Source organism: Rhizobium sp. 1399 (genome assembly GCF_031455475.1).
Taxonomy (GTDB): domain Bacteria; phylum Pseudomonadota; class Alphaproteobacteria; order Rhizobiales; family Rhizobiaceae; genus Rhizobium.
The window spans coordinates 65,342-84,398 of the sequence record NZ_JAVDSU010000010.1 but is presented as its reverse complement, the minus strand read 5'-3'; the positions used below and the strand labels follow the sequence as shown (position 1 = coordinate 84,398).

The 19,057-nt window shown below is 59.7% G+C and carries 16 protein-coding genes; 12 read left to right on the top strand and 4 right to left on the bottom strand.

What is annotated here, in order from left to right; genetic code table 11:
- The first annotated feature begins 74 nt into the window (after positions 1–74).
- Positions 75–1,133: an alpha/beta fold hydrolase gene (locus J2X71_RS26675; protein ID WP_310386846.1), complete on the top strand. Its 1,059-nt coding sequence runs from the start codon at positions 75–77 to the stop codon at positions 1,131–1,133.
- Positions 1,134–1,239: 106 nt separating this feature from the next.
- On the opposite strand, the gene J2X71_RS26670 is transcribed toward J2X71_RS26675, so the two are convergent.
- Positions 1,240–2,151, bottom strand: coding sequence for an HD-GYP domain-containing protein (locus tag J2X71_RS26670; protein ID WP_310386844.1), 912 nt, complete (start codon positions 2,149–2,151; stop codon positions 1,240–1,242).
- Between the two features lie 622 nt (positions 2,152–2,773).
- Between J2X71_RS26670 and J2X71_RS26665 the strand changes: the two genes are divergently transcribed.
- Together J2X71_RS26665 and ade are read left to right on the top strand one after the other, a co-directional pair.
- The gene (locus J2X71_RS26665) at positions 2,774–3,877 is read left to right on the top strand and encodes a branched-chain amino acid ABC transporter substrate-binding protein (RefSeq protein ID WP_310386842.1); all 1,104 of its coding nucleotides are present in this window, start codon (positions 2,774–2,776) and stop codon (positions 3,875–3,877) included.
- Positions 3,878–3,994: 117 nt separating this feature from the next.
- The gene (gene ade, locus J2X71_RS26660; RefSeq protein WP_310386840.1) at positions 3,995–5,692 is read left to right on the top strand and encodes an adenine deaminase; all 1,698 of its coding nucleotides are present in this window, start codon (positions 3,995–3,997) and stop codon (positions 5,690–5,692) included.
- On the opposite strand, the gene J2X71_RS26655 is transcribed toward ade, so the two are convergent.
- Positions 5,685–7,334, bottom strand: a complete 1,650-nt coding sequence (locus tag J2X71_RS26655; RefSeq protein ID WP_113321969.1) for an alpha-glucosidase family protein — start codon at positions 7,332–7,334, stop codon at positions 5,685–5,687. The two genes, ade and J2X71_RS26655, sit on opposite strands and share 8 nt — an antisense overlap.
- 377 nt (positions 7,335–7,711) lie before the next feature.
- Between J2X71_RS26655 and J2X71_RS26650 the strand changes: the two genes are divergently transcribed.
- From J2X71_RS26650 to J2X71_RS26625, 6 genes are all read left to right on the top strand, one after another.
- Positions 7,712–9,292 (top strand): peptide ABC transporter substrate-binding protein, encoded by a 1,581-nt coding sequence (locus tag J2X71_RS26650; protein ID WP_310386837.1) that lies wholly within the window; start codon positions 7,712–7,714, stop codon positions 9,290–9,292.
- Positions 9,293–9,340: 48 nt separating this feature from the next.
- Positions 9,341–10,264, top strand: a complete 924-nt coding sequence (locus J2X71_RS26645) for an ABC transporter permease subunit (RefSeq protein ID WP_310386835.1) — start codon at positions 9,341–9,343, stop codon at positions 10,262–10,264.
- A complete protein-coding gene (locus J2X71_RS26640; RefSeq protein ID WP_007824543.1) occupies positions 10,261–11,178 on the top strand; it encodes an ABC transporter permease in 918 nt (305 codons plus the stop codon). Before J2X71_RS26645 ends, J2X71_RS26640 begins: the two co-directional genes overlap by 4 nt.
- Position 11,179: 1 nt before the next feature.
- Complete coding sequence (locus J2X71_RS26635; protein WP_310386831.1) at positions 11,180–12,199, top strand: ABC transporter ATP-binding protein; 1,020 nt, start codon at positions 11,180–11,182, stop codon at positions 12,197–12,199.
- On the top strand, positions 12,192–13,178 hold the full coding sequence (locus J2X71_RS26630) for an ABC transporter ATP-binding protein (protein ID WP_113321965.1): 987 nt from the start codon (positions 12,192–12,194) through the stop codon (positions 13,176–13,178). The genes J2X71_RS26635 and J2X71_RS26630 overlap by 8 nt, the downstream gene beginning before the upstream one ends.
- Positions 13,179–13,291: 113 nt before the next feature.
- A complete protein-coding gene (locus J2X71_RS26625; protein WP_113321964.1) occupies positions 13,292–14,203 on the top strand; it encodes a sugar kinase in 912 nt (303 codons plus the stop codon).
- A gap of 90 nt (positions 14,204–14,293) precedes the next feature.
- On the opposite strand, the gene gstI is transcribed toward J2X71_RS26625, so the two are convergent.
- Positions 14,294–14,485, bottom strand: coding sequence for a glutamine synthetase translation inhibitor GstI (gstI, locus tag J2X71_RS26620; RefSeq protein ID WP_113321963.1), 192 nt, complete (start codon positions 14,483–14,485; stop codon positions 14,294–14,296).
- Positions 14,486–14,912: 427 nt separating this feature from the next.
- On the opposite strand from gstI, the gene J2X71_RS26615 reads away from it, so the two are divergent.
- The gene (locus J2X71_RS26615) at positions 14,913–15,953 is read left to right on the top strand and encodes a glutamine synthetase beta-grasp domain-containing protein (RefSeq protein ID WP_113322021.1); all 1,041 of its coding nucleotides are present in this window, start codon (positions 14,913–14,915) and stop codon (positions 15,951–15,953) included.
- 245 nt (positions 15,954–16,198) lie between these two features.
- On the top strand, positions 16,199–17,383 hold the full coding sequence (locus J2X71_RS26610; protein ID WP_113321962.1) for a glycosyltransferase family 1 protein: 1,185 nt from the start codon (positions 16,199–16,201) through the stop codon (positions 17,381–17,383).
- Positions 17,384–17,386: 3 nt separating this feature from the next.
- On the opposite strand, the gene J2X71_RS26605 is transcribed toward J2X71_RS26610, so the two are convergent.
- Positions 17,387–18,400 carry an alpha/beta hydrolase gene (locus tag J2X71_RS26605; RefSeq protein ID WP_310386822.1) on the bottom strand — a complete coding sequence of 338 codons (1,014 nt, stop codon included), beginning with the start codon at positions 18,398–18,400 and terminating at the stop codon, positions 17,387–17,389.
- Positions 18,401–18,565: 165 nt separating this feature from the next.
- Between J2X71_RS26605 and J2X71_RS26600 the strand changes: the two genes are divergently transcribed.
- The gene (locus tag J2X71_RS26600; RefSeq protein WP_310386820.1) at positions 18,566–19,003 is read left to right on the top strand and encodes a MarR family transcriptional regulator; all 438 of its coding nucleotides are present in this window, start codon (positions 18,566–18,568) and stop codon (positions 19,001–19,003) included.
- Positions 19,004–19,057 lie beyond the last annotated feature (54 nt).

Sequence of the window (19,057 nt, the reverse complement as noted above, 5' to 3'; positions counted from 1 at the left end):
ACCTCAATCGCGTTATCGGTCTCCGGCCTCAGGGATTTCCTCCAGACAGGGCAAATCAACCCAATGGAGATCCCATGCCAAGACTTGCCTTTGTCCTCCCTCTGCTCCTGCTGCTGGTATCGGCAGCACATGCCGGAACCGGTTTCCGCCAAACCACCCTGCCCGGCAAAAACGCCGATCGCCCGATGCATGTCAGCATCTGGTATCCGACCGCGTCTGACGCCACACCGGTCCTTCTCGGCGAAACACCGGCCTTCATCGGCCAACCTGTAATCAAGGATGCCGAACCCATAGCCGGCCCGCATCCGCTGGTCGTCCTCTCCCATGGTTATGGCGGCAGCTGGCGCAACCTCGCCTGGCTTGCGGCCGACCTCGTTGACGCAGGCTATGTCGTCGCCGCACCCGATCATCCCGGCACGACCACATTCGACATGCGAAAGCCCGATACCGTCGAACTGTGGAAGCGCCCCGGCGACCTCAGCCGCACGATCGATGCTCTGCTCGACAATCCCGATCTGACGGGCGGCGTGGCATCCGATCGGATTGCCGCCATCGGCCATTCGCTCGGCGGCTGGACGGTCGTCGAACTGGCGGGCGGCCGCTTCGATGCAGCCAAGGTGACGACGAATTGCGTGGCTGAATTCAGCCCGATCTATTGCAAAATATTCGAGGCGCTCGGCATCGGGCGCGATGCGGCCTCCAATGCGGCGATGGCCGCGGATCTCGGTGATGCGAGGATTCGTGCCGTCGCGACACTCGATCTCGGACCTGGCCGCGGGCTGACACCGGAGAGCCTTGCGGCAATCCATATCCCCCTGATGGTGCTGGGTGCCGCGGTGGATGTCGATGCGGACACGGCAACCGAGGCGGACATAGCCGCCACCAACAAGGATTCCGGTTACCTTGCCCGCTATCTGCCGCCTGCGACCACCACCTACGGCCTTATCCCCGGATCGCTGCATTTCAGCTTCATGCAACCCTGCAAACCGGGCGCCGCCGAACTGATCGAGAAGGAAGCGCCAGGGGAGAGCATCGTCTGCCGGGATGGTGTTGGCGCGGATCGCGGAACGATTCACCAGCAGGTTTCCAGCATGGTCACGGATTTCCTGGGAAAGGCGCTCGCTGATCAATAGAGCAGCTTCCTCATCCTGCGCGCTTTCGGGGAGTCACGGATCACGAAGACATAAGGCCTGCGGCGGATCAGATCCCCGCAGGCCTTATGTGATGAAATAGATACCCTCAGGAAACGGAGGCGATCGACAGGCAGAGGGCGAATTTTTTGACGAGCCGGCGGTCGAAATGCCCTTCATTGGCCAGCATCCAGCTCAGCGCCTCCTTCGCGCTCCACGGAGCCTTGTAGGGGCGCACCGAAGTAACGGCGTCATAGACATCGCAAATCGCGGCAAGACGTGCGTGAAGGCTGATCTCGCCGTGGGACAGCTTGCGCGGATAACCCTTGCCGTCGATCCGTTCATGATGATTGAGGCAAACGTCGAGAACGATTTCCGACATGCCCTCCTGACGCGACAGGATCGCATGCCCTTTTTCCGGATGATCACGGATCAACTGGATCTCGTCTTCGTTCAGGCGCCCTTCCTTGTTGAGTACTTCGAGCGGAATTTCGAGCTTGCCGACGTCGTGCAACAGCCCAGCCGTGCCGAGTGTCTGCACCACTTCCTCATCCAGTCCGAGATGGCGGCTGAAAAGGATCATCAAGGCACTGACCGAAAGGGAATGCAGAAAGGTCACTTCGTCCTTGGACTTCAGCCGGGTAACGCTGATGAAGACGGCGGGGTGGTCATCCATCGATTTGGAAACGGAGGAAATCACCGGCTCGACCTGATCGACGGCGATCCCATCTCCGCCCTGCAGCCGACCGAAGACATTTTCCAGCACCTCCACGGATTTCTGAATGGTCTCACGCGCCGCCTTGACGTCGACCTCGATCTTACGTGAGGTGTTCCTGACATCGAGGCCCTTGGTCGTGTTGATCACGACGCCCGCATCCGCGCACTCGTTAAGCTTCAGCGTATCGCTCTCACGTCGCAGTAAGAACCGCCGCCGAGATAGAAGAGGATCGTGCCAGATGCCCTCGACCATCTCGATAAACATCCCAGTCCGCACCTGCCTGGCTTCAATACGCTTGAGCATCCAGATATCTGTTCCCGCTATATGCCTGTATCGACAAATCGAATATTTTTTGCGCCGCAACAATATACTAGGGAATAGTAGTATACTGGGATTCTTAGAATCAATTGTTAACTTGCTAAAACAGTAAAACCAAAACAGTGGTCAACGGCGCCATTACCGGATATCTGCTTATCCGCGGCCGTCGATATGCTCTGTCGGGGAAGCTTCGCCTCGACTTTCTGCAAAGGTTGCAAGTCATGCACGACTGAAAGCACGCGATCAAAAAACATCGTCTGACGGTCGCAGATTAGACTGCCCCGATGCGGCCGCGGCAAGTGCGAGGAATGGTCGAGACAAGGCAGACCGAAAATTGCGGGAAATGGACTGAAAAATCAAAAAATCGGGCGCAATCTTTCCAGATTTGGCGAAAACGAACCTGATCTTGTTATCATCTTGCGGAATCTCACCGAAATTCCTAGAAATCTTGCCATGCGCCGCGCGAGCCAAATATGGCCGCGGGGCTCATTGATCGCGCAGCTTTTCCTCGTCCTTGGCACGCTCCCAAAAGGATCGCTGACAAAAGAAACGGCTTTCGCGGCAAGCAACCGGTGGTCGAAGACGACCCTACCCAAGGAGAGAGAACATGACCCTGAAGACTCTGACGGCGACGCTCGTCGCCTCGCTGGCATTTGTGCCGCTCGCGCATGCGGATATCGTCATCGGCCTCATCGCGCCGCTGACCGGCCCGGTGGCTGCCTATGGTGACCAGGTAAAGAACGGCGCGCAGACCGCCGTCGATGAAATCAACAAAAGCGGCGGCATTCTCGGTGAGAAGGTCGTGCTCGAGCTTGCAGACGACGCCGGCGAACCGAAGCAGGGCGTTTCCGCCGCAAACAAGGTTGTCGCCGACGGCATCCGCTTCGTCGTCGGTCCGGTCACCTCCGGCGTTGCAATCCCGGTTTCCGACGTTCTGGCCGAAAACGGCGTGCTGATGGTCACGCCAACGGCAACCGCGCCTGACCTCACGAAGCGTGGCCTGACCAACGTTCTGCGCACCTGCGGCCGTGACGACCAGCAGGCCGAAGTCGCCGCCAAATATGCTCTGGAACACTTCAAGGACAAGCGCGTCGCCATCATCAACGACAAGGGCGCTTACGGTAAGGGCCTTGCCGACGCCTTCAAGGCAACGCTGAACGCAGGCGGCGTCACCGAAGTCATCAATGACTCCATCACGCCCGGCGACAAGGACTTCTCCGCACTCACGACCCGTATCAAGGCCGAGAAGGTCGATCTCGTCTATTTCGGCGGCTACCACCCGGAAGGCGGCCTGCTTGCCCGCCAGTTGCATGACCTCTCGGTCAACGCTCAGATCATCGGCGGCGACGGCCTCTCCAACACCGAGTTCTGGTCGATCGGCACGGATGCGGCAGCCGGCACGTTGTTTACCAACGCCTCCGACGCCACCAAGAGCCCGGACTCCAAGGCTGCTGCCGATGCGCTGGCCGCCAAGAACATCCCGGCCGAAGCCTTCACGCTCAACGCCTATGCTGCCGTCGAAGTGCTGAAGGCCGGCGTAGAGAAGGCCGGTAGCGCCGAGGATGCGGAAGCCGTTGCTGCTGCCCTGAAGGGCGGTGAGCCGATCTCGACCGTCATCGGCAAGCTCACCTACGGCGAAACCGGCGACCTCACCTCGCAGAGCTTCTCGCTCTACAAGTGGGAAGGCGGCAAGATCGTTGCTGCCGAGTAATCGAAACGAATGAGACACGGGACCGGGCGCCATTGGCGTCCGGTTTCGTTTGCGGGCATCCAATCCGCAGACAGATGCGCTATAACTCGCGGAATCGATTGTATCGCGAGGATAGTCATGACCGCCAAGCTCGAACGTCTCATCGATCAGGGTGTGGGTCGCATACCGGCCGATATCGTCTTGAAAGGTGGACGCTTCTTCGATCTCGTGACGGGTGAACTCGTCCAATCGGACATCGCCATCGGCGGCGACCGCTTCGTCGGCACCTGCGGCAACTATAGCGGCGAGACCGAGATCGATATTTCCGGCAAGATCGTCGTTCCAGGCTTCATCGACACACATCTGCACATCGAATCCTCGCTGGTCACACCGCATGAGTTCGACCGCTGCGTGCTGCCCTATGGTGTGACGACCGTGATCTGCGACCCCCACGAGATCGCCAATGTACTTGGTAAGGAAGGCATCGAGTTCTTCCTGGCTTCAGCGCTCGAAACGATCATGGACATTCGTGTTCAGCTTTCCTCCTGTGTGCCGGCCACGCATCTGGAAACATCAGGCGCCGATCTGCCGGTCGAAAGCCTCCTGCCCTATCGCGACCATCCCAAGGTCATCGGCCTTGCCGAACTCATGAATTTCCCCGGTGTGATCCACAAGGATCCCGTCTGCATGGCAAAGCTCGATGCTTTCCAGGGCGGCCATATCGATGGGCATGCACCGCTGCTCTCAGGCAACGATCTCAACGGCTATCTCTCCACCGGCATTCGCACCGAGCATGAATGCACGAGTGCAGTCGAAGCGCTGGAGAAAATCCGCAAGGGCATGCATATCCTCGTGCGCGAGGGCTCCGTCTCCAAGGACCTGTACGCCCTGATGCCCATCATCACCGAACGCCTCTCGCCATACCTCGCGCTCTGCACCGATGACCGCAACCCGCTCGACATCGCCGAGCAGGGCCATCTCGACTACATGATCCGCACGGCGATCGCTGCTGGCGTCGAACCGCTGGCGATCTACCGGGCCGCATCGATCTCCGCCGCCCGCGCCTTCGGTCTGCGTGACCGCGGCCTCGTTGCCCCCGGCTGGAAGGCAGACCTCGTCGTTATCGACAGCCTGGAGAATTGCAAGGCAGAGATGGTCTTTTCGGCCGGCCGCCGCGTCACCGATGCGCTCTTTGCCACCCGCAAGCCTGTCTCGCCTGTCGGCCTCGACAGCGTCAAGGCGCGGCCGGTCAATGCGGCCCACTTCGGCGTACCCGTTTCGGAAGGCGAAACGCCTGTCATCGGCGTCATGCCCGGCAAGATCATCACCGAGCATCGTCGCTACCGCCTGCCGGCCAGGGGCAACCAGACCACCGTCGATCTCGGCAATGACATCATCAAGGTCGCCGTCATCGAGCGTCACGGCAAGAACGGCAATCACGCCAACGGCTTCGTTCAGGGTTTTGGATTGAAGAAAGGCGCCATCGCCTCGACAGTCGGCCATGATAGCCACAATATCTGCGTCGTCGGCGTCAGCGAGGATGACATGGCGCTTGCGGCCAATCGTCTCGGCGAGATCAAGGGCGGCTTCGTCGTCGTCGAAGACGGCAAGGTCACCGGCGAGATTGCCCTGCCGGTCGCCGGCCTGATGAGCCTGGAACCCTATGAGGCGGTGCGCGACACGCTGCACCATCTGCGCAAGGCTGCCTATGCCCTCGGCACGACGCTGGAAGAACCCTTCCTGCAGGTCGCATTTCTGCCCCTGCCCGTGATCCCGCATTTGAAGATCTCGGACAAGGGAATGGTGGACGTCGATCGCTTCGCGCTGATCAGCTGATACGGGCGCAGAAAGCGTCGAGCGCGTCGAGCTTCACCGCATGATCGCGCGCAACGGCCTTGAACCCCGGCATCGCCAGGGGTTCACCGAGCGACATGCCGGCTGGAAAACGGAACTCCGCGGGCTTGCGCGTCAGGTTGAAGACGAAGAGCAGCTTCTCGCCGCCTTTCTCGCGGACGAAGGCGAGCAGCTCCTGGTTGGTGCCGACGAATTCCATGCTGCCGTCGATCAACACCGGCTGGCTTTTGCGGAATTCCAGCGCGCGCCGGTAATGGTGCAGCACGGAACTGTCATTGTTTTCCTGGGTATCCACGGAAAGCGCCGCCTGTTCGTAGGGCACCGGCAGCCAGCTCTTCTCCGCGCTGGTGAAGCCGGCATGCGCCTTGCCAGCCTCCCATGGCATCGGGGTGCGGCACCCGTCGCGGCCCTTGAAGGCCGGCCAGAAGCGGATGCCATAGGGGTCGCGCAGGTCTTCGAAGGCAAGCTCCGCCTCCGGCAGCCCCAGCTCCTCGCCCTGATAGAGGCAGATCGAACCGCGAAGTGCTGCCAGAACCGAAATCGCCAGCTTGGCGATAACAGGACGCTCCTCCTCCGTCAGCGCGAAACGGCTGACGTGGCGGTTGACGTCGTGATTGGAGAAGGCCCAGCAGACCCAGCCGTCCTTCACCATACGCTGGAAGCTCTCGACACAGCCGCGGATATGATCTGCCGTGAAGTCCGGACCAAGCAGGTCGAAGGTGTAGCACATATGCAGCTTGTCGCCGCCGGTCGTATAGGCCGCAACGGTCTTCAGCGAGCGCGCACCGTCGCCGACTTCACCGACGGTCGTGCGCCCCTCATACTGGTCGAGCAAAGCCCGAAAGCGCTTGAGGAATTCAAGGTTTTCCGGCTGCGTCTTGTCGTAAAGGTGGTTCTGCATGCCATAGGGATTGCTGTCGGGCGCATCGAGGCCGGGCTGATCCGGGTCTGGCACATGCGGCGGATTGTCTCGGAGCTGCTTGTCGCAGAAGTAATAATTCACCGTATCCAGCCGAAAACCGTCCACGCCGCGGTCCAGCCAGAACCTCACCGTCTGCAGCAGCGCATCCTGAACCGGCTTGCTGTGAAAATTCAGGTCGGGCTGCGAGGTCAGGAAGTTATGCTGGTAATATTGCCGGCGCACGCCGTCCCATTCCCAGCCAGGCCCGCCGAAGATCGACAGCCAGTTGTTCGGCGCTGTCCCATCCGGCTTCGGGTCGGCCCATACATACCAGTCGGCCTTGTCGTTCGTGCGGCTGGAACGGCTTTCCACAAACCACGGATGCCGGTCTGATGTATGAGAGATCACCTGATCGATAATGACCCTTATGCCGAGCCTGTGAGCTTCTGCCATCATCGCATCGAAATCGTCGAGCGTGCCGAAAATCGGGTCGACGTCACAATAGTCGGAGACGTCATAACCCATGTCGGCCATGGGTGATTTGAAGAAGGGAGAGAGCCAGATGGCATCGACGCCAAGGCTTGCGATATGGGAGAGGCGCCGGGTTATCCCCTTGAGATCGCCGAGCCCGTCGCCATTCGTATCCTGAAACGATCGCGGATAGACCTGATAGATCACCGCACCGCGCCACCAATCCGCATTCCCGCCTGTCTGCAGCACCATTGACCACCGCCTCCTGCTTCATTTCGCCCGCAACACTAAAGCATGTCGCGCAAAAGTGCGCAGCGGTTTTGCGATAACGACATGCGTAAAACAAAGACTTAAAGCGTGGCAAGCGGATCTGAAAGATCGCGGCGCGCTTTAAGCGGCGAAGCAAAAAAACAACAGCGCAATGGCGCATTTGGACTTGAATGATGGACGGTCGCGATCAGACAAAAGGGAGACGCTTATAAGCTTGTCCACACCCGAATGCTACCCACCGGTTTAGGGGTTGCAACGCCAAACCTTTGCGTTAAGGTGCCGTTGACCTGCACGTAACAGGTCAAATCGGGAACAAATGACTAAAGAAAAGGCGAAAAGCCTAGAAAGGTGGACCCAGTATGTCCTTTTTCACGAAAAAATTTCTCGCGTCTGCAATGGTTGGCTCATTGCTCGCATTTTCGGCCCACGCGGCCACGCTGAATATCCATAATGGTGGCGACCCCACCTCGCTGGATCCGCAAAAACTCTCCGGCGACTGGGAAAACCGTATTGCCGGCGACATCTTCGAAGGCCTCGTCACCGAAGACGCCAAGGACAACCCGGTTCCCGGCCAGGCCGAAAGCTGGACCATTTCCCCTGATGGCAAGGTCTACACTTTCAAGCTCCGTGACGGCATCAAGTGGTCCGATGGCCAACCGGTAACGGCCGGCGACTTTGTGTTCGCCTTCCAGCGCCTCATCGATCCGAAAAATGCGGCCGACTACGCCTATCTGCAGTTCACCATCAAGAACGCAGAGAAGATCAATAAGGGCGAGATCACCGATCTGAACGAGCTCGGCGTCAAGGCGATCGACGACAAGACGCTCGAGATCACCCTTGAAAACCCGACCCCCTATTTCATTAACGCCCTGATGCACTACACGGCCTATCCGCTGCCGAAGCATGTCGTCGAGGCCAAGGGTCAGGACTGGGTCAAGATTGGCAACATCGTCACCAACGGTCCGTACAAGCCGACCGAATGGGTCCCCGGTTCGCACGTCACGACCGTCAAGAACGACCAATATTACGGTGCTAAGGATATCAAGATCGACGGCGCGAAGTTCTTCGTGCTTGAGGATCAGGAAGCCGCGCTGAAGCGTTACCGTGCCGGCGAATTCGACATTCTCACCGACTTCCCGACCGACCAGTACGAGTGGATGAAGAAGAACCTGCCGGGCCAGGCGCATGTCGCCCCCTTCTCCGGCCTCTACTACTACGTCATCAACTCGACCAAGCCGCCCTTCAGCGACAAGCGCGTCCGTCAGGCTCTCTCGATGGCGATCAACCGCGAAGTCATCGGCCCGCAGATCCTCGGCACCGGCGAACTGCCGGCTTACTCCTGGGTTCCGCCGGGCACGGCAAATTACGGCGAACCGGCCTATGTCTCTTGGAAGGACCTTCCTTACAAGGACAAGGTCGAAGAAGCCAAGAAGCTGCTGAAGGAAGCCGGTTTCGGCCCGGATCATCCGCTGACCACCGAGCTCAAGTACAACACCAACGACAACCACAAGCGCATCGCCGTCGCGATCGCCTCCATGTGGAAGCCGCTTGGCGTCAATGTCGAGCTCGTCAACGCTGAGACGAAGGTCCACTACGACCAGCTGCAGCGTGGTGAAGTGCAGATCGGCCGTGCCGGCTGGCTCGCCGACTACAACGATCCGGACAACTTCCTGAACCTGCTCGTCACGGGCGTTCAGATGAACTACGGCCGCTGGTCGAATGCCGACTATGACAAGCTGATCAAGGACGGCAACGCTCAGACTGATCTGACGAAGCGCGCCGAAATCTTCAAGAAGGCCGAACAGCTCGCGCTGGACGATTCCGCAGCACTTCCGATCTACTACTACGTCTCCAAGAACGTCGTCTCGCCCAAGATCGAAGGCTTCGTCGACAACGTTCAGGACATCCACCGCACCCGCTGGCTGTCCATCAAGGAATAAGGATGAAAGGCTCTTCCCGGTTCTCCCGGGAAGAGCCGCTCCACGCCCATGATCAAATATGCACTCCGTCGATTGCTGTCGACGATCCCCGTTCTGTGGATCGCCGTCACAGCTTGCTTTTTCGTTTTGCGCCTTGCCCCCGGCGGCCCCTTCGATGGCGAAAGGCCATTGCCGCCGGTGATCCTGAAAAACCTTGCGGCCCACTACAATCTGGATAAGCCGCTCATTCAGCAGTACCTGATCTATGTCGGCGACCTGCTGAAAGGTGACCTCGGCCCCTCCTTCGCGAGCGAGGACTTCACCGTCACCCAGCAGATCATGATCGGCCTGCCCTACACCTTCACCATCGGTACGGCTGCCTTCCTGATCGCCATCATCGTCGGCGTGGGTGTCGGCTGTCTTGGGGCGCTCTATCAGAACAAGGCACCGGATTATATTCTGGGTGCCCTTATTCTCGTAGGCGTCGTTCTCCCGAACTTCCTGATCGCGCCCATCATGCAGCTCGTCTTCGGCATCCACCTCGCGTGGTTTCCGGTCGGTGGCTGGGGTGACGGTTCGATCAAATATCTCGTCCTGCCGATTGTCGTTCTGTCCCTGCCGCATGCCGGCCGCATCTCGCGCATCACCCGCGGTTCGATGATCGAGGTGATGAACCAGAACTTCATCCGCACCGCCAAGGCAAAGGGCATCGGTCCGCGCCTGACGGTCATGCGCCACGCGCTGAAGCCCGCCATGATGCCCGTCGTCTCCTATCTGGGCCCGGCGGCAAGCTACCTTCTCACCGGCTCGCTGGTCGTCGAAAGTATCTTCGGATTGCCCGGCATCGGCCGCTATTTCGTCAACGCCGCGCTGAACCGCGATTACGGCATGGTTCTCGGTACGGTCATCTTCTACATGGTGCTGATCGTGTTCCTGAACCTTCTGGTCGACATCGCCTATGCCTGGCTGGACCCGAAAGTGAGAAACAGATGATCCTCAATCCTGCAAAAAGAGAGCTGCTCGCAGCCGAATTGCTGGAAGCGGAAGGCCTGGCTCCGGAAGGTCGCTCGCTGACGAAAGACGCCCTGCGCCGTCTCTCCCGCAACAAGGCGGCCGTCATATCGATCGGCGTGCTGGTGCTGCTGATCCTCGCCGCCTTCCTCGGCCCGAACTTCATCCCCTTCAACTATGAAGACCCGGACTGGGCCGCCTTCCGCACTCCGCCCTCCTTCGAAAGCGGCCACTACTTCGGCACCGACCCGAACGGCCGCGACCTGCTCGCCCGCGTGCTCTATGGCACGCGCGTTTCGCTGGCCGTGGCGCTGACGGCAACTCTCGTCTCCGTCGTCATCGGCGTGCTCTACGGTGCGGTCTCCGGCTACATCGGCGGCAGGCTGGACTCCATCATGATGCGCTTCGTCGACATCATGTATGCGCTCCCCTACATCCTCTTCGTCATCCTGCTGATGGTCATCTTCGGCCGCAACGTCTACCTGCTCTTTGCGGCGATCGGCGCGCTCGAATGGCTGACCATGGCCCGTATCGTGCGCGGCCAGACCCTGTCGCTCAAGCACCGCGAATTCGTGGAGGCTGCCCGCGCTTCGGGTCAGAAGCCCTTCAAGATCATCACCAAGCACATCATCCCGAACCTCGTCGGCCCCGTCGTCATCTTCGCCGCCCTGACCGTGCCTGAGATCATCGCGACCGAGAGCTTCCTTTCCTATCTCGGTTTCGGCGTTCAGGAACCGCTGACCTCGCTCGGCACACTGATTGCCGAAGGCACCGACGCCATGGAAAGCATGCCCTGGCTGCTGATTTTCCCGGCAAGCTTCCTCGTGGCCCTGCTGCTGAGCCTGCTCTTCATCGGCGACGGCCTGCGCGATGCGTTCGACCCGAAGGATCGATAGGATGACCCCAGAAAATCAAAAAGAAAAACAGAACGATATCGTTCTCGAACTGAAGGACTATTCGATCACCTTCGAAACGCCCGAGGGGCAGGTGAAGGCGGTTTCCAACATGAACCTGACGGTGCGCCGCGGTGAGCGCATCGCCATCGTCGGCGAATCCGGTTCGGGCAAGAGCCAGACCTTCCTCGGCATCATGGGCCTGCTCGCCAAGAACGGTAAAACGACCGGTCAGGCTCTGCTCGAAGGCAAGGACGTGCTGGCGCTTAAACCCCGTGAGCTCGACCATGTCCGCGGCAAGGATATGGCCATGGTCTTCCAGGACCCGATGACGGCGCTGAACCCGTCGCTCCGGATTTCCCGGCAGTTGACGGAACAGCTTGAGATTCATCGCGGCTTTACCGCCAAGGCGGCCTCTGCCGCGGCTCTGGAGATGTTGAAGCGCGTCGGCATTCCCGATCCGACACGCCGCTTCAACCTCTATCCACATGAGCTTTCGGGCGGCATGCGCCAGCGCATCGTCATCGCCATGGCGCTGCTCACCAAGCCGAAACTGCTGATCGCCGACGAGCCGACCACGGCGCTCGATGTAACCATCCAGGCCCAGATCCTCGATCTCTTCAATGATCTGACGGCCGAGATGAACACAGCGCTTCTGATGATCACCCACGACCTCGGCGTCGTGGCCGGTCTCGCGGATAGGGTTGCCGTCATGTATGCCGGCCGCATCGTCGAGGAAGCTCCGGTCGATGAGATCTTCGAAAACCCGGCCCACCCCTATACGGCCGCGCTCCATGCTTCGATCCCGCGCCCGGACCAGGACGTCGACGACCTCGTCGTCATTCCCGGCCGCCCGCCGAACCTGCAGCACCTGCCGAAGGGCTGCAATTTCTCGCCGCGCTGTTCGCAGGTCCAGGACGATTGCATCGACCGCCCGCCGCAGCTTCAACAGCAGGGCGCAAATCATTGCGCCGCCTGTTTCCATCCCTTCCCCCGCCGCGAGGAGTTGCTGATCCATGGCTGAACGCTCGCTTCTGAGGGTCGAGAACCTGACAACCCAGTTCGAGATCCCCTCGAAATCCTTCTTCAAACCGCCGCTGATGCTGACGGCCGTCAACAATGTCAGCTTCGATCTCGCCGAAGGCCGCACGCTTGGCATTGTCGGTGAATCCGGCTGCGGCAAGTCGACGCTCGGCCGCTCTATCCTGCGTCTTCTGAAGGCACAGAAGGGCCGTATCCTCTGGCAGGGCCGCAACCTGCTCGATCTGACGGATGAGGAAATGCGTGCCGCACGCCGCGACATGCAGATTATCTTCCAGGATCCGATCGCCTCGCTCGATCCGCGCATGACGGTCGGCGATATCATTGCCGAGCCGCTCACCGTCTTCGAGCCGAAGCTGACAAGGTCTCAGCGTCTTGAGCGCGTGCGGGAGATCATGACCGCCGTCGGTCTGGTGCCGGAAATGATCAACCGTTATCCGCACGAATTCTCGGGCGGTCAGGCGCAGCGCATCGGCATCGCCCGCGCTGTCGTCACCCGGCCGAAGCTCATCATCTGCGACGAACCGGTCTCCGCTCTCGACGTGTCGATCCAGGGCCAGGTCATCACGCTGCTTCGCAAGCTGCGCAAGGAGTTCGGCCTGACGCTGATCTTCATCAGCCACGACCTCTCGGTCGTACGTCTGATCTCGGATGACGTGCTGGTGCTCTATCTTGGCAAGGTCGTGGAAGCCGGTGATTGCGCGACCGTCTTCGAGCACCCGGCCCATCCCTACACGCAGGCGCTCTTCTCGGCAGCTCCGATCCCGGATCCTAAACTTGCGCGCCTGCGCAGCCGCATCCGACTGCAGGGGGACCCGCCCTCGCCGCTCAATCCGCCGAAGGGCTGCGTCTTTTCGCCCCGCTGCTGGAAGGCGACGGATATCTGCCGCACCGAGATGCCGCCGACGGAACTGGTTCGTCCCGGCCAGACGGCTGCCTGCTATCATATGGACAGGCCCTGACCTGAATTCCCCATCGCCCCGGCATCGGGGCGATGGACTTTCCGCTTTCGTTGACTTGTCTCATCCCGCCTCTTCGCGTATCCGCAAGAGCAGAAAAAATCCGGGAGGATGGCTTGAGCGGACGGTTTCTGTCGATCGGCGAATGCATGGTGGAGCTCTCGCAGGCGGGTGAAGGCCTGCTGCGGAAAGGCTTTGCCGGCGATACTTTCAACACCGCATGGTATGCCCGCGCCTGCCTGCCCCCCGCCTGGTCGGTCGATTACTTCACCGCGCTCGGCGATGATCCGATGTCCGACGAGATGGTCGCCTTCATGGGCAAGGCCGGCATCGGCACGGATCTCATCCGCCGCATCAAGGGCAAGACGCCCGGCCTTTACATGATCAATCTGAGGAACGGCGAGCGCTCCTTCAGCTACTGGCGCGACAGTTCGGCCGCCCGCAGCCTCGCGACCGATCCCGACCGCCTGCGCGAAGCAGTGGAAAGTGCCGATGTCGTCTATTTCTCCGGCATCACGCTCGCCATCCTCTCCCAAGACGATGCCGAGACGCTGCTCGCGGAAATCCGCCGTGCTAAGGCCATCGGCAAATTCGTCGTCTTCGATCCCAACATTCGCCCGCGCCTATGGTCGAGCTACGACGTGATGCACATCACAATCAATGAAGGCGCACGTTCCTCCTCGCTGGTCATGCCGAGCTTCGATGATGAGGCCGCCCATTTCGGAGACGCTTCCATCGACGCCACCATTGCGCGCTATCTTGCGCTTGGTGCCTCGCATGTCGTCGTCAAGAACGGCGCCGAAGGTGCAACGCTGAGCTTCGCCAACGAGAAAGCTTACGTGCCGGCGGAAAAGGTCAAAAAGGTCGTCGACACGACGAGCGCGGGCGACAGTTTCAACGGCGCATTCCTTGCTCATTATCTGGAAAACCGGGACGCCCCGGCAGCCGCTCGCTTCGGGGCTAAAATCGCCGCCCGCGTGGTCAGCGAACATGGCGCACTCGTGCCGAAGGAAAAGCTCGGCCTCTGATATCATGATGAAGCCTGCGCATGTCGCTTATCGCGCGGCCACGCGCAGGCCGGCCCCCGCCTAAGCGGTCATTCATCATCGATCGTCAGATCAGGAATTGGGCTTCTTGTCGTCGGCGCGAACGGCTTCGTCGTGATACCAGCAGCTGTCGAGCGCAGCGTCACACACATCAGCGGCCTCCCGCTCCATCATGCGAAAGCGCTCGAAGCGGTTCTGTGCCTGAACGGCCTTGACGGGAAACTGGTAGATTGTCGCGGATTCACGATGGAAACCGATTGCCATGAGATAGCCTTTCTTCAGTTCGGCCTATCAACATTCACGGTCTGTATAATAGCACAATGCACATAGTTTATGCAAATTGCACAAAATAACAGCATTGTTGCAATTATAAACGATCGATGCAGCATTTCCTGATTAAGCTTGCGCTGATTTGTTTAAAACTTCATCCGTCAGCCTCAACGCCAGAATTTTCATCTGGTTCCAACGCGGAAAATGCTCATCTCTAAGCGGGATAGCCATATACCGGCTCCATCCGCCTCCTGCCGCGTCCGCTCCGAAATTGCGATCGCGGGATGATTCGTAAATTTTTTATGTCGACCGCCCGATCTGGCACGCTACGTGCTTCACAAGAGGCATCCCCTGGCGGGAGAGCGCACCCTTGCGTCTACTGCCTCAGGATTTGCTCAAGTTCGCAGCAGAGAGAGTCGCGATGACAAAGTATAAGCTCGAGTATATTTGGCTCGATGGGTACACCCCGGTACCGAACCTGCGTGGCAAGACGCAGATCAAGGAATTCGATAGTTTCCCGACGCTCGAACAGCTCCCGCTCTGGGGCTTCGATGGTTCGTCGACGATGCAGGCTGAAGGCCGCAGCTCTGACTGCGTGCTGAAGCCGGTTGCCATCTATCCCGATCCGGCCCGCACCAACGGTGTGCTCGTCATGTGCGAAGTCATGATGCCGGATGGCGTGACACCGCATGCAAGCAACGCTCGTGCGACCATCCTCGACGACGAAGATGCCTGGTTCGGCTTCGAGCAGGAATATTTCTTCTACGAAAACGGCCGTCCGCTCGGCTTCCCGGAGAGCGGCTACCCGGCTCCGCAGGGTCCTTACTACACCGGCGTCGGCTACTCGAATGTCGGTTCGGTTGCCCGCGAAATCGTTGAAGAGCACCTCGACCTCTGCCTCGCTGCCGGCATCAACCACGAAGGCATCAACGCCGAAGTGGCCAAGGGCCAGTGGGAATTCCAGATTTTCGGCAAGGGCTCCAAGAAGGCCGCCGACCAGATCTGGATGGCGCGCTACCTCCTGCAGCGCCTGACCGAAAAATACGGCATCGACATCGAGTATCACTGCAAGCCGCTCGGCGACACCGACTGGAACGGTTCGGGCATGCATTGCAACTTCTCGACCAAGTTCATGCGCGAAGTCGGCGGCAAGGCCTATTTCGAAGCGCTGATGGCGCAGTTCGACAAGAACCTGATGGACCACATCAACGTTTACGGCCCCGACAACGACAAGCGTCTGACCGGCAAGCATGAGACGGCTCCGTGGAACAAGTTCTCCTACGGCGTTGCTGACCGTGGCGCCTCGATCCGTGTTCCGCATTCCTTCGTCAAGAACGACTACAAGGGCTACCTCGAAGATCGCCGCCCGAACTCCCAGGGCGACCCCTACCAGATCGCTTCGCAGGTTCTGAAGACCATCTCGGAAGTCCCGACTTCCGGTTTCGCTTCGGCTGCAGCCTAAGTTTTACTACGGCGCCGACTTCCCGTCGGCGCCGTTCCTTTTCAAGGCGCAAACGCCTTTCGGCCATTCATCGCCGACATAATTGCTGGCCCCGGCTGCCGCAAGTTCCTGTAAATACTCGTACAGGGCTGTAATATTTTCATCATGCACTTCCGCCAAAATAAGAATGCGGGAATCGCCATTCCGGAAACCCCGCCAGGGGTTGTGCGTTGCCAAAACTAAGCGACGCTGATGGAAATGGAAACATGCTGCAACGTCCGTCAAATTCATATAGCGGCGAAAGCTGGGCTAGTGCCGCAGCCGCTGGGGCCGTGCCGGAGCGGCTTGTGATCGTCACCGATGCCTGGCATCCGCAGGTCAATGGCGTCGTCCGCTCGATCGAAAACACCAATCGCGAACTGGCCAGGATGGGCGTCGAAGTCTCGATGGTGACGCCCGAGCGTTTCGCCAGCATCCCCTGCCCCACCTACCCTGAGATCCGCCTGTCGATCGCCTGGTACCGCCGCGTCGCCCGCGAGATCGAAAAGCACAATCCTTCCTACGTCCACATCGCGACGGAAGGCCCGCTCGGCCTGTCGGCGCGGCGGTGGTGCATCCGCAAGCGCATGCCCTTTTCCACCAGCTACCACACCCGCTTTCCGGAATATGTGTCGGCTCGGCTGCCGATCCCCGAGAGCTGGCTCTACGCCTTCGTGCGCTGGTTCCATAATGGCGGCGCCGGCTGCATGGTGGCGACGCCCAGCCTTGCCCGCGAACTGGCTGCCAAGGGGCTCAAGAACCTGATGCCCTGGAGCCGCGGCATCGATGCCACGCAATTTCATCCGATGCCGCAGGAGGAAAAGCCCTTTGGCCTTCCCCGGCCGATTTTCATGACAGTCGGCCGCGTGGCATTGGAAAAGAACCTGCCGGCCTTTCTGGATCTCGATCTGCCAGGCTCGAAAGTGGTGGTCGGCGACGGCCCCGCACGCGCCGAACTCGAAGAACGCTATCCGGATGTGCATTTCACCGGCGTGAAATTCGGCGAAGAACTGGCAAATGCCTATGCGCAGGCCGATGTCTTCGTCTTCCCGTCGCTGACGGATACGTTCGGCAACACCATTCTGGAGGCGCTTGCATCAGGCGTCCCGGTCGCGGCCTATCCCGTTACCGGCCCGCTGGATATCATCGGCGAAGAAAGCCTTGTCGGCGCGCTGGACGAGAACCTGCAGGCTGCCTGCATTGCTGCCCTCTCCAGCTCGCGGGAGAAGGCACGCGAGCTTGCCCTGCAATATTCCTGGGAAGCAGCAACGCTGCAATTCATCAACAATATCCGCGCCGCCAACGGCGTCATCACGCCGAAATGGAAGAAGGCGTGGCAATATGCCACCAAATCCCTTCCAAGAAGCAGAAAGCCCGGCGATACCGCCGGGCCTCTCTCTTCAGCTGATTGACCCTTACTTGTGAAGGGCGGCGCGCAGCGTATCGTTGGCGACGGAGATGGCGCCACGCACGGCCGGCGTTTCGGCAATCGCATTCAAGAGCACGAAATCGTGGATCGTGCCGTTGTAGCGGATCGATGTGACCTTCACGCCGGCCTGAGTGAGCTTGCGGCCATAGGCTTCGCCTTCATCGCGCAGCACGTCGTTTTCATCGGTGATGATGAGGGCCGGCGGCAGGCCGTTCAGCTGCTCGAGTGAGGCCTGCAGCGGCGAAGCGGTCGGATCCTTGCGCTTGGCTTCGTCCGGCAGGTAAGCGTTCCAGAACCACTTCATGGCCTCCCTGGTCAGCCACGGGCCATTGGCGAACTGGTTGTAGGAGCCAGTGTCGAAATTAGCGTCGGTGACAGGGTAGAACAGCACCTGCTGGTCGATAGCAGGACCGCCACGTTCCTGGGCAAGCAGCGTCACGACAGCCGCCATATTGCCTCCGACGCTATCGCCGGCAACGGCAAGACGGCTTGCATCCACGTGGAATTCCTTGGCATGATCGGCGACATATTTGGTGGCGGCATAAGCCTGTTCGATGGCGATCGGGTAACGCGCTTCCGGCGAACGATCATAGTCGACAAAGACGACAGCGGCTTTCGCGCCATTGGCAATTTCGCGCACCAGCCTGTCATGTGTATCGGCATCGCCCAATACCCAGCCGCCGCCATGGAAATACATAATCACAGGCAATGTGCCCTTAGCGCCCTCAGGGCGGACGACGCGCAGCTTGACACTGCCCGTCGGGCCGACCTTGATCACCTTGTCCTCTTCCTGGGCCGCCAACTTCTTGACGTCGCCCTTCTGGGCGCCGGCGAGAATGTTGCGGGCATCGGCGGGCGAGAACGTGTAGATCGGCTTGGAGCCGGCCAGGCTATCGATGAATTTCTGCGTTGTCGGTTCCAGTACCGGATCGGCAAACGCTCCAATGGCGGAAGCTGCCAGGATTGCTGCTGCGGAAACTGCGGTCTTGATCGTCGACATGGTCGTGTCCTCTTCGGGTTTGTTGCGTTCGTCCTGAACACGACATTTATATCGCACACGACTAATTATCGCACGATATAAATTATTACATAGCTGCCATGCATTAAAAGCGGCTACGATTATTTATCGCGCGATATAATATCCGGCGGTTTTGGAGATCGTGCCATGTCGAACCAACTGAAACTCGACAGTTTCATCTGCTTTGCCGTCTATACCGCAAGCCACGCCTTTAACCGCGTCTACAAGCCTCTGCTGGACGAACTCGGTCTCACCTATCCGCAATATCTGGCGATGGTTTCCCTTTGGGAAGGAGACGGCCAGACAGTCGGCGGCCTCGGCGAAAAGCTCTTCCTGGAATCGAGCACGCTGACCCCTCTCCTCAAACGCTTGGAAACGGCAGGCTACATCCGCCGCGAACGCAGCAGGCAGGACGAGCGCGTCGTCGTGCTTCGCCTGACGGAGGAAGGCAAGCGTCTGAAGGAAAGAGCTGAGACCGTGCCGGGTTGCATCATCGACGCAAGCGGCCGCGACACGGATCAACTTGCACGGCTGCAGGCGGAAATCATCGCTCTGCGGGAAGCGCTGAATAAGAGCACCACATAAAAGAACAATTTTTCATTGCATATAGAAGTTGCAATTTCAGGTCGAAATTGTTAA